Origin of the sequence: Synechococcus sp. H60.1, assembly GCF_047462335.1 — a bacterium.
GTDB lineage: Bacteria > Cyanobacteriota > Cyanobacteriia > Thermostichales > Thermostichaceae > Thermostichus.
In genome coordinates, this window is record NZ_JANSJA010000122.1 from 1 (window position 1) to 10,847 (window position 10,847).

General features: G+C 60.6%; 13 protein-coding genes. 5 read left to right on the top strand and 8 right to left on the bottom strand.

Features of this window, described 5'->3' with window-relative positions:
- Nucleotides 1-2: 2 nt before the first annotated feature.
- The 3 genes from NW852_RS06600 to NW852_RS06610 form a co-directional block, all read right to left on the bottom strand.
- The gene (locus tag NW852_RS06600; RefSeq protein WP_414372412.1) at nt 3-668 is read right to left on the bottom strand and encodes an alpha/beta hydrolase; all 666 of its coding nucleotides are present in this window, start codon (nt 666-668) and stop codon (nt 3-5) included.
- Nucleotides 669-703: 35 nt separating this feature from the next.
- On the bottom strand, nt 704-1,717 hold the full coding sequence (hemF, locus tag NW852_RS06605) for an oxygen-dependent coproporphyrinogen oxidase (protein ID WP_414366155.1): 1,014 nt from the start codon (nt 1,715-1,717) through the stop codon (nt 704-706).
- Between the two features lie 126 nt (nt 1,718-1,843).
- The gene (locus NW852_RS06610; RefSeq protein ID WP_414372414.1) at nt 1,844-2,086 is read right to left on the bottom strand and encodes a Ycf34 family protein; all 243 of its coding nucleotides are present in this window, start codon (nt 2,084-2,086) and stop codon (nt 1,844-1,846) included.
- Between the two features lie 221 nt (nt 2,087-2,307).
- On the opposite strand from NW852_RS06610, the gene NW852_RS06615 reads away from it, so the two are divergent.
- The 4 genes from NW852_RS06615 (at nt 2,308) to NW852_RS06630 (ending at nt 5,611) form a co-directional block, all read left to right on the top strand.
- Nucleotides 2,308-2,604, top strand: a complete 297-nt coding sequence (locus tag NW852_RS06615; RefSeq protein WP_414366143.1) for a hypothetical protein — start codon at nt 2,308-2,310, stop codon at nt 2,602-2,604.
- 235 nt (nt 2,605-2,839) lie between these two features.
- On the top strand, nt 2,840-2,992 hold the full coding sequence (locus NW852_RS06620) for a hypothetical protein (protein ID WP_414366145.1): 153 nt from the start codon (nt 2,840-2,842) through the stop codon (nt 2,990-2,992).
- Nucleotides 2,993-3,057: 65 nt separating this feature from the next.
- Nucleotides 3,058-4,371, top strand: a complete 1,314-nt coding sequence (locus NW852_RS06625; protein WP_414366146.1) for an MDR family MFS transporter — start codon at nt 3,058-3,060, stop codon at nt 4,369-4,371.
- Nucleotides 4,372-4,393: 22 nt separating this feature from the next.
- Complete coding sequence (locus tag NW852_RS06630) at nt 4,394-5,611, top strand: NAD(P)/FAD-dependent oxidoreductase (protein WP_414372417.1); 1,218 nt, start codon at nt 4,394-4,396, stop codon at nt 5,609-5,611.
- On the opposite strand, the gene proC is transcribed toward NW852_RS06630, so the two are convergent.
- The 4 genes from proC to speB form a co-directional block, all read right to left on the bottom strand.
- Nucleotides 5,597-6,400: a pyrroline-5-carboxylate reductase gene (gene proC / locus NW852_RS06635; RefSeq protein ID WP_414366150.1), complete on the bottom strand. Its 804-nt coding sequence runs from the start codon at nt 6,398-6,400 to the stop codon at nt 5,597-5,599. The two genes, NW852_RS06630 and proC, sit on opposite strands and share 15 nt — an antisense overlap.
- A gap of 5 nt (nt 6,401-6,405) precedes the next feature.
- On the bottom strand, nt 6,406-6,975 hold the full coding sequence (locus tag NW852_RS06640; protein WP_414372422.1) for a cell division protein SepF: 570 nt from the start codon (nt 6,973-6,975) through the stop codon (nt 6,406-6,408).
- 574 nt (nt 6,976-7,549) lie between these two features.
- A complete protein-coding gene (locus tag NW852_RS06645; protein ID WP_414333442.1) occupies nt 7,550-8,272 on the bottom strand; it encodes a YggS family pyridoxal phosphate-dependent enzyme in 723 nt (240 codons plus the stop codon).
- 147 nt (nt 8,273-8,419) lie between these two features.
- Nucleotides 8,420-9,325: an agmatinase gene (speB, locus tag NW852_RS06650; RefSeq protein ID WP_414338569.1), complete on the bottom strand. Its 906-nt coding sequence runs from the start codon at nt 9,323-9,325 to the stop codon at nt 8,420-8,422.
- A gap of 186 nt (nt 9,326-9,511) precedes the next feature.
- Here speB and NW852_RS06655 point away from each other — a divergent pair, with 186 nt between their 5' ends.
- On the top strand, nt 9,512-10,264 hold the full coding sequence (locus tag NW852_RS06655; RefSeq protein ID WP_414366154.1) for a DUF561 domain-containing protein: 753 nt from the start codon (nt 9,512-9,514) through the stop codon (nt 10,262-10,264).
- Nucleotides 10,265-10,357: 93 nt separating this feature from the next.
- On the opposite strand, the gene NW852_RS06660 is transcribed toward NW852_RS06655, so the two are convergent.
- Nucleotides 10,358-10,483: a hypothetical protein gene (locus tag NW852_RS06660; RefSeq protein ID WP_414426577.1), complete on the bottom strand. Its 126-nt coding sequence runs from the start codon at nt 10,481-10,483 to the stop codon at nt 10,358-10,360.
- Between the last annotated feature and the right edge of the window lie 364 nt (nt 10,484-10,847).

Genomic DNA, 10,847 nt, shown 5'->3' on the forward strand with positions numbered 1-10,847 from the left:
GTTCATTTTTTGTCCAACTGACTTTGCAACCACCCTTGGATATCCCGCAAACTTTCTGGGGAAACCTCGTGGCCCATTGCGTACTCGCGGTAGGTCAAGCTTAGGGGCAAAGAGGCAAAGTAGTCGCGGATCTGGCGGCCAAAAGCTACCGGCAAGACGGCATCGGCGGTGCCGTGAACCACCAGGATACTGAGGTGCTGCAGCCGGGCGGGCTCTACCGCCTCAGCTAGGATCTCTGGCGAAAGGCGACCGCTGATTGCCACCACCCCGGCCAGCTTTTCAGGCTGGGTGAGAGCCAGATATAAGCTCATAATTGCCCCCTGGCTAAACCCCAGCAAATACACCTGCGCCGGATCCAAACCCAGACTCGGGATCCCCTGATCCAGAAAGTGGCTTAAAAGCTCCCGGCTACGGCGGGCTTGCTCCGGATCCCCCACCAGCCCTTCCGGCGTCCAAGCCATTTCAAACCAGGCAAAGCCGCCCGCCCCCCAGGGAAGCGGTGCCCTTAGGCTAATTACCGCTAGGCGGGGATCCAAGTAAGGAGCCAATTGGAGGAGATCCCCCTCGTGGCTGCCGATCCCGTGCAGCATCACCAACACCGGCACCTTTCCAGGCCTACCTTGGCGGGGGGGTTGCAAGCGGTAGGCAAGGGGCAGAGAAGAAGACACTGCACTCCTCAGGAAGAGGGACGCCTATTGCTGGCCTAGACCCACTCCCGGGGCTGGCGCAGCACTTCGTAGAGCTGGGCTTCCCAGCTATCGGGCGGCGGCTCGTAGCCGTATTCCCAGCGCACCAATGGCGGCAATGACATCAGGATCGACTCAGTGCGGCCTTGGGTCTGCAGCCCAAAGATCGTGCCCCGGTCGTAGACCAGGTTGAACTCCACATAGCGCCCGCGCCGGTAGAGCTGGAACTGTCGCTCCCGCTCCCCCCATTCCATCCCCTGCCGCCGCTCTACAATCGGCACATAGGCCGGCAAGAACGCCTCGGCACAGGCTTGCACCAGCTCAAAAAGATGTTCCCAACTGCGGGATCCCACCCGCGCCTGGAGTGGCGGCGGCTCAGAGGCAAGCTGGTCAGGATCCGCTTCTGCCTCCCCCTCAGGACGGTAGAGCAGCCCGGGCCGGTCGTCTTGATAATCAAAGAAAATGCCACCAACGCCGCGGGCCTCGCCCCGATGGGGCAAGAAGAAGTAGCGGTCGCACCAGATCTTAAAAGCCGGGTAGTAGGCCGGATCCAGCCGGTCGCAAGCCGCCTTGATGGTGCGGTGAAAATGGGTTGCATCCTCCTCAAACAGGTAGTAGGGGGTGAGATCCATGCCGCCGCCAAACCACCAAACCGGCCCTGCTTCAAAATAGCGGTAGTTGAGGTGAACTGTTGGCACATAAGGGTTGCGGGGGTGCAACACCATAGAGGTGCCGGTGGCGTAGAAGGAATGACCTGCTGTCTCCGGACGCTGCTTGAGGATCGAGGGGGGCAGCTGGGATCCGAACACCTCGGAAAAATTGACCCCTCCTTGCTCGAACACCCCTCCCTGCTGAATGACCCGCGAGCGACCGCCGCCACCGCCAGGACGCTCCCAACTGTCCTCGCGAAACTTGGCTTTGCCGTCCAGTGCCTCTAGTCGAGCACAGATCTCATCCTGGAGATGCCGCATAAACTGGCTTACTCGTTGACGAGCATCCAGCAGCGGTGCTGTCGGGCTTGCGGTCAGCATCATCGTCTTCCCGTCTCTCGAAATGGACAAAACAACTCCTCTACTAAGGGCAGACCCCCGCCTCAGGCCTTGCAGGCGCGGAGAACCCTTCTCGGCAATCTAGGCCATCTCTAGATTACTCTAGTTTTAATTGGGAACGACCGCGTGGGGGCGGAGCCTTGCCCACTTGTTCCGCTCCTCGCGAAAACTCTGGCAGGCCACCACATCCCACTCCATCTCGGTGCCCCCGTTGCGGATATTGACGTTGATCTGGGGTCCTTGCGGCTCAAAATCCGGCGTCAGGGTGAGGTGGGGCTGTTGGTGCTGCGCTTCCACGGCGTGATAGGTGGTGCAGCGATCCACATAGTAGCAGTGAATACAAATGCACATGGCTGCTGCCTACCCGAAAGAGTCTGTGATCTCGACAATAGCATCCTGTCTGCGGAGAGACGGGGGATCCGGCTTGCTCAACCGATCCTTGAGACATTTCTTAGGAAAGAGAGGCATTTCCCCTTCTCTCGTCTAAAATCTCAAGGTACTCATCCACCCATGAGGCTAAGGCTTGGTTCCTGGTCAGGATCAAGCCAAGCAGGCTATCCTGAGGAATTGCCATGAACACCCACACCCGCTACCGCTTTACCTGCACCCTCTCCTTTGGGGATATCTACGGCCAGATCATCGTTTGGCTAATCGTGATTTTTGCCGGCCTGGGCGCCGCCCTCTCTTTGATGAACAGCCCCCTCTACGCCTTTCTCACCATCGCGCTGATCTTGGTCATCTCCCTGCCTTTTCTGCTCTTTGCCTTTGTGACGACGCTGCTCAACCACATCGAGTTTGTGGCTGTTCCTTCAGAGGAAGAAGAGGAAGGGCGCACTGGGGCGGCCAAGTCGCCAGTGGCCGTCAGCTAGCAGCAGTCTAACCTAGCGGCCCCAGGGAGGAGCTGGGGGCAGGGACAGCGGCGCTTTCTCTATTAAGGGTTGTTTAAAGCTTTGTCAAATTTTGTTATAGTTGGATCCAGCAGCCTCGCGGCTTGATCCCTTTGCCGTTGGCACTTCCTAACTGAGGAAGGCGACAGGCGGTCTACAGCTGGCTCAAGAACGGGCTGCAAGACCGTTGAAGAGGTGCATGCAGGGGTGATGTGAGGTGAGGGAGAATAACTTGATCCAGCTCGACTACCGAGTGTACCGGCTGGCGCGGCTGTTGAGCGAATACCTCAATTTGGGGGAGTTAATTGCGGTTTCCGCTGGATCCCTGGAGGAGGAGCCGCTGGCTCCCGCCGAGTGTTCTGCCTGCTGAGCTGGATCTGGCGCCAACAAGCGGGATCCCGTAGGCTAGGTAACTTGTCTCCCGTTGCATCTCCTATGCGGATCCCTTCCTGGTGGCCACAGCTCAGTTTTCAGGTCTGGCTAATCTTCGTCGGTCGGCTGCTTTCCCAAACCGGAACCGGCTTTGCCCTCTTCTACACCCCCCTCTTTTTTGTTGACCAGGTGGGGCTAAGGGCCACTCAAGTGGGGCTGGGACTGGGCCTCATGGCTCTAAGTGGCGTGCTTGGCCGCATTCTCGGCGGCTCAATGGCTGACGGCGCTTGGGGGCGCCGCTCCACTTTGATCCTCTCGCTGGCCATTTCTGCTGCTGGCTCGTTTGGGTTTGCCCTCTCCCAGGGTTTCTACAGTTTTGCCCTGGCCAGTCTGGTAGCGGGGATGGGTCAAGGTTTGTACTGGCCACCAGTGGAGGCAATTGTAGCCGACCTAACCACGCGCGAGCAGCGCAACGAAGCCTATGCCCTCAACCGCCTGGGGGATAACTTGGGCCTCAGCCTCGGCGTGGCCATGGCCAGCGCTCTGGTAGCCCTGACAAAGAACTACCGCCTCTTGTTTGTGATCGACGGCCTCACCTACTTGATTTTTCTAGCGCTGCTCTGGTTTTGCATTCGGGAAACTCGGGTAGCTCAGTCGGCGGCAGAGCCCCTGTGGGCCGGCTGGAAAACTGCCCTGAGGGATCGCTCCCTGGTGGTGTTTGCCCTGGCCAACATTTTCTTCACCACCTACATTGCCCAGCTCAGCAGCAGCTTGCCCCTTTACTTGCGCAAGGGGGCTGGGATCCCTGAGGTACAGATTGGCACGTTGTTTGCCCTGCACGGCGCCCTCATTGCCCTGCTGCAGCTGCCGGCAGCTCGTTGGCTCAATCGCTGGACGCGCGTCCGTGCCCTCCAGGGATCTGCACTGATGTGGGGGCTGGGATTTGGATTGATTTGGCTCAGCAGCTTGGCAGCGCAGTTGGGAGCGATGCCAGCTATGGGGATGGCGGCTTTGGCCTTGGCGGTGCTCTCGTTGGCCTTGGTGAGCTACAATCCCTCCGCTTCGGCGCTGGTGGCAGATTTGGCCCCGGATCATCTGCGGGGGGTCTATCTGTCGATCAACTCCCTCTGCTGGGCAGTAGGCTTTGCTATCGGGCCGCTAATCGGGGGGATGGCTCTGGATCTGCCGCCCCCTTGGGCAGGAGGGCTGTGGCTCTTCTGGGTGTCTACCGTCAGCCTGGTTTGGGGGATCCTCGGCTTTTTGGATGGCACCCTACCCTGCAGAGTCAATGCGGCGACGGCCTCTCCGCCGCAAGCGGCTGTTCCCCTGCGCAAGGCAGAGCCCCAGGGTAGGAAGCTGGATGGTTTGTTAAGCTGATGTTACCTTCAACCCTCGCAGCATGAGTCGTATTTGCATTCTTGGGGGTGGCTTTGGCGGGTTGTACACAGCCCTGGAGCTCGTCCGCCGACCTTGGCCGGAGCCGCCACAGATTACGCTGGTGGATCGGCAGGAGCGCTTTGTCTTTGCCCCGTTGCTCTACGAGCTGCTCACGGGCGAGCTGGAAGACTGGGAGGTGGCTCCCCGCTTCCAGGATCTGCTGCCGCCAGAGTCGGTGCAGTTTTGCCAGGGCTCTGTGCAGTCCATCGACCTGAAAGCCCGCCGCGTCCTGCTGAGAGAGGGGCAAAGCCTGGAGTACGACACCTTGGTGCTGGCGCTGGGAGGGGAAACCCCTCTGGAGAGCGTGCCGGGAGCAGCGGAGTTTGCCTTTCCCTTCCGCACCCTGGCAGATGCCCAACGGCTGCGGGCCCACCTGAAAACTCTGGAGGCGCGGGATCCGGCTCAGCCGATAACTCTGGCCATTGCCGGGGCGGGGGCAAGCGGCGTGGAGCTAGCCTGCAAATTGGCAGACCGGCTGGGATCGCGGGGACGGATCCGTCTTATTGAGGGGGGATCCCGGATTTTGTCGGGCTTTGCTCCTTCCAGCCGGGAGGCGGCCCAGGTGGCGTTGGCCCAACGGCGGGTGCAGGTGGAGTTGCAAACCAAGGTTTTGGGCATCGAGGCCCTGGGTGAGAACAGCGCCCCCCCCTTCCGCCTACAATTGCAGCGGCTGGAGGCCCAGGAGATAGCCACGGATCTTGTGGATGCGGTGCTGTGGACCGTCGGAACCCGACCGGCAGCGGTGATCGCCAACTTGGATCTGCCCAAAAGTGAGCGGGGACGGCTGCAGGTTTTGCCCACCCTGCAAACTCCCCCCTTTCCAGAAGTGTTTGCCCTGGGAGACGTAGCGGCGGTGGTGGATGCCGAAGGCCAGCCGGTGCCCGCCACCGCCCAAGCAGCTTTTCAACAGGCCGGCTATTGCGCTTGGAACCTGTGGGCCTTGCTCACGCAGGAGCGGCCCCTGCTGCCGTTCCGCTACTTTTCTCTGGGGGAAATGCTCAGCTTGGGGACGGATACGGCGGCGCTTTCTACCCTCGGCGGCCTCACCCTGAGCGGCCCCCTGGGCTATTTGGCCCGACGAGCCATCTACCTGGTGCGTCTACCTACCCTGGAGCACCAGCTCAAGGTGGGATGGAACTGGATCACCCGCCCGCTGTGGCAGGCCCTAGGAGCCCTGTAGCTGGCGGGAGCGCTCGTAGGCTGCCCGCACCGCCTGCATCAAGGCCCCCCGTACTCCCCCCTCTTCCAGGACTTGGATCCCGGCGATGGTCGTTCCCCCTGGGCTGGTCACTTGATCCTTGAGAAGGGCGGGGTGGAGCTTCTCGTGCTGTAAAAGGGCAGCCGTGCCCGCCAAGGTCTGCATCGCCAGTTGGGTGGCGAGGGGACGCGGCAGACCCACCCCCACCCCCCCGTCGATCAGCGCTTCCAGGATCACCGCCAAATACCCCGGCCCCGATCCCGACAGGGCCGTCACCGCATCCATTTGGCTTTCGGCCACCGTCACCACCTGGCCTACAGCCCGAAACAACCTTTCCACCTGCTCCTTCTGATCAGGCGTCACTCCTGGCCCGTAGCAGATAGCCGTGATCCCTGCTCCCACCAGCGCTGGTGTGTTGGGCATGGTGCGCACCACCCTCTGCTGGGGAAAAGCCTGCTGCAACTGCTGCAAAGGGATCCCGGCCATAATCGAGATCACCAACTGCGCGGCGGACGGCTGGCCCATCTCAGCCACCACCTGCGGGAAAACCTGGGGCTTGACGGCCAAAAATACAATCTCAGACTCTCCCGCCTGAGATAGATCCGCCAACAGCCGAATGCCCAGCTCCTGCTGTAGGGTCTTGGCCTTGTCCGGGTCGGGCTCCCGCAAAGCCACCTGAGCTGCAGGATAAAGCCCCGCAGTCACCCAACGCCGCAGCAGGGCGGATCCCATGGCTCCCCCCCCGATCACACTCAGCAGTGGTCGCTCCATACTGGCTAGTGCTGGCCCACCGCCTGCAAATGTTCATAGCTGCTGGGCCAGAGAGGGGCAGGGCTGTGCAAGGGACGCTGCAGCGGCTGCACCCCTTGGCTACTGGGGGTGGAGACCGTCACCGTGCTGGGGGTGAACAAAAAAATGTTTTCGCCAATGCGCTCCTGGTGGCCATCGATGGCGTAGGTGCCACCGGCAACAAAATCCACCGAGCGCTGTGCTTCGGCGGGATCCATCAGGGTCAAGTTCATGATCACCGTCTTACGCTCCCGCAGGTACTGGATGACTTGTGCCATCTCGTCAAAGCTGCGCGGCTCCAGCACCACCACTTCGCTGGTGGGTGGGTTGACACCCGGTAATCCAATTACGTTGCTCCCCATACTGCCCCCTGCTAAGCGATCCCGAGGTTGACTGCGCCGATGGCCCCGCGACTCTTCTCGACCGACAGACCCTTCCCCGGCTTCCGCTCCCCGTTGTCGACGTCCGCGTGGAAGGGCACTGGCTTCCTGCTCTTCAGGAGCCGGTTGGGAACGGCGTCCCTCGTAGAGCAGTTGGTAATCATCCTGCCCTTCCATTTCAGGGTACTCCTCCAGGCCGTCCACGGGATCATTCAGGCCCACAAAATCTCTTACCCTGCTCCAAATTCCATTGACATTCATCGTCCAAATCCTCACTACAGGTCATGGTTTGCGGCAAGCGCAGGATTCAGCCTCTTGATTGGATCTTGAGTGGCCCAGTCAAGCCAAAGGGCATCTCCAACCTTTATTTTTTTAGTTAAAGTCTTTCAGAAGGCCGAGACAGGGTTTGCTCGAGAAGCTGCCGAGGCAGGTTAAAAAACCCATGGGCCCGACGAGTCGAGTTTACCCAGAAGAAGTGAAGATGTCATCCCACTTGTCTAGCCACTACTTTGGCCAGAGTCTACTGCGCTCCTTGTCCAGCTTGAACACGTGTTAACGGGAGTGACGCAAATGATTACAAGTTTCCCTAAAATTTCCCCGACAGGGTAAATTTTGGGCGGGATTGCCCTGTTTTTGCCCGATTCAGGCCGAACTCCAACCCAGAGCGTGCCCTGCAGGGCAACTCCGGAGTTGCGCGGCTTTACACAAAATTTAATCACAATTCAGCGGCTTCATGGAGGCTCCATCTATGCTATTTCCGCTCGGCATCGGCGAACAAAGCGCGCCCCAGCCGAATCAGGTTGGAGCCTGCGGCCACCGCCAGGGGGTAATCGTCGGACATGCCCATGGAGAGGGTGTGCAACTGCAGATGCTCGTAGCCGCTGCGCTGGATGTGATCCGCCAGCTCGGCCAGCTTGCGAAACAGCTCTAGAGCTGCCTCTGAGCTCAAGCCCAAAGGCAAAATGGTCATCAGGCCCACAATTTGCACCTGTAGCAGTTGGTTCAGTTGCGGCAGGCTTTGCAGCAGATCGGGGATGAGCCAGCCGAATTTATTGGGATCCGGGGCCAATTTCACCTGCAAGCAGAGCTTGGGGGTAAGGTGCAGCTCCCAGGCTTTTTGGTTGATCAGCTTGGCCAGGCGCAGGCTATCAACGCTGTCAATCCAGGCAAATTGTCTGAGGGCCGGCTTTACCTTATTGGTCTGCAAATGCCCGATCAAGTGCCAGACAATATCGGTCAGATCCTGCAGTTGCGCCTGTTTGGCGGCTGCCTCTTGCACTCGGCTTTCGCCAAAGTGGCGGATCCCGGCTCGATAGGCGGCGCGGATGTGGTTGACGCTGTAGCCTTTGCTCACCGCCATGATCTCCACATGGCCTGGGATCCGGGCGCGGATGGCCTGAATGCGGCTGTGGATGAGCTCTTCGTCAACGGGGGGCGGCGACGCTTCAAGGGAGCTGGAAGAAGGCGGAGACATGGCTAGGGCCACCTAGGAAGCTAGCAGAAGATCTCGACAGAGAGAGTCCAGTCCTCGTTTTGTCTGGATACTTCGAGATTGGAGCCGGTGCTCCAGCGGCCAGGTGGAAACAGGGGGAACCCAGCCATAGCCCAGTTCTTCTGGAGCCTAGCCCAAGGCCGCTGCCAGGATCTGATAGGCCAGCTTGGCGGCGGTGAAGGCGCTGCGGCGATCGGTTTCCCGTTCCCCGGTGACCGCCAGCTCCACCACATCGGCGCCGACGATTTGCCGCTGCTGCCCCAGGGCCCGGATCAGCTCTACGGTCTCCCACCAGCCCAAGCCGCCGGGTTCAGGGGTGCCCGTGGCCGGCACGACCGCAGGATCCAACCCGTCCACATCCACCGTCAGGTAAACCTGGGATCCCAGCGTGGCGATCACCTCGGGGATCCACTCCTGGGCTGGCTTGCCGTGCAGGCTGTGGGCAAAGAAGGTGTGCAAGCGGTGCTTGCGAATGGCCTGGCGGTCTTCGGCGCAGAGGGAGCGGATCCCCACTTGGGTGAGGCGGCCGCCCACTTGCTCCACCACACGGGCCATGGCGGAAGCGTGGGAGTAGCGGGATCCCTCGTAGCTGTCTCTCAGGTCGCAGTGGGCATCGATCTGCAGCACGTGCAGTTCTGGGTAGTGGGACAGGTGGGCGGCAATCAAGGGGCCAGTGATGGAGTGCTCCCCGCCAATGGAGAGCAGAAACCGCCCTGGCCTTACCCACTCGGCAGCGCGGCGCTGAATTGCGGCCATGGCCAACTCGTGGGCGTCCAGCCCCTCGAACTCCACTGGCGGCGCCGTCCAGTAGCGGGAGGTCTCTGCGGCAAAGTCGGGGTGGAGGGCCGGCTGGCAGTCTCTCACCTCGTCGTAGATCTCTACATAGGCAGAAGCCTGCAACAGCGCCTGAGGGCCTTTGGCCGTGCCTTTGCCGTAGGAGGTGGTGGCCTCGTAGGGGATAGGCAACACAATGGCTTGGGCCAGCTCCGGATCCGGCTCAGCCAGGCCCAAGAAGGGGAAAGGAGAGCGGTACATGGCAAGAGCAGAAGAGGGGATCCCTATTGTATTGAAAGATCTTGGGATAGCCCGCAAAAATTGGGGTGACCGGCCAAGGGCGGATCCCTTGTAGGATGGCAGCAAACCCTCTAGACTGAGCAAAGGTTGCCCCAGCCGATTTGCTTTCACTCCTCTTGTATCCCGTTTCAACAAGCTAACGAGCCTATGACCACAGCCTCTCAAGCTGCCCTTTTCGACGCCCTTGCCCGGCGCCGTGCCCTCAAGATCATCAGCGGCCTGCAAAACTTCGACCTGCAGTCGGTGCTGAAAGTCACCCGTGCCGCCCAGGAGGGAGGAGCCACTTGGGTGGACATCGCCGCCAGTCCCGAATTGGTGCAGCAGGTGCGAGCGCAAATTGATCTGCCCATCTGTGTGTCGGCGGTGGAGCCGCAGCAATTGGCTGCCGCTGTGCAGGCGGGGGCCGACATGGCCGAAATCGGCAATTACGACAGCTTCTACCCTTCGGGCCGCATCTTCTCCGCTGCGGAAGTTCTAGAGCTCACCCGCCAAACCCGCTCTCTGCTGCCGCGCACGCTTTTGTCGGTAACCGTTCCCCACACGCTGCCTTTGGATCAGCAGGCGGAATTGGCCGAGAAACTGGAAGATCTGGGGGCCGATCTCATCCAAACCGAGGGCGGCACCAGCGCTGAGCCCCGTCACGGCGGATCCCTAGGCCTGATTGAGAAGGCTGCCCCCACCCTGGCTGCCGCCTATGAGATCAGCCGGGTGGTCTCGCTGCCGGTCATCTGCGCCTCTGGCCTCTCAACGGTGACGGTGCCCCTAGCCATCGCTGCCGGCGCTTCAGGAGTGGGGGTGGGCAAAGCTGTCAGTCGCCTTCAGGATGAAGTGGCCATGGTGGCCCAGGTGCGAGCCCTCAGGGAAGCTTTGTCTGAAGCACGGGTGCCGGCGCTTGTTTGAATTGGATGGGAGAGTCCTCTTCCCGGTGGGGTGGCTGTGCGCCACCTCTTAAAGTTTTGGCCTTGGCCGATCTAAGGGGGAGCCGGTTGCAGGCTAGAAAGGCAGCTTCTGGAAGAGAGCGGCAAGTGGCAACTGGAAGCCAGGGATCACCTCTTCCCGATCGAGGGTATCTGCGGACTTCAGCAGGCGCTTTGGCTCGTGGGCGGAGCGATAGACCAACACAGAGGGATAGCTTGGTGGCCCCGTACTCAGCGCTCCGCGCCGCTGACGCGAGTAGGGCGGGGCGGAAAAGCCTGTCAGCAATTTTAGTTGCTCATCAATCGTATAGTTGTCACCAAGGTGAGCCTCTAAAACGGTGAAAAACCCGACTGGTGGCAAGCGTTCGAGGGAGATTAATCTCTCAGCCAACCTGCAAGGAGTCCGTCCCGCTGACGCGAACAGAAAAGTCAGCAGAACTTTGGGGATTTGCTTCAAGGAATTGGCTAGAGGCGTCTTGACAACACCGTTACGGGTTCAGCAACGGACTGCGATGAACTACCCCACCGCGCAGGCGGGTGGGGTTTCCCCATCCGCTTTACGGCGA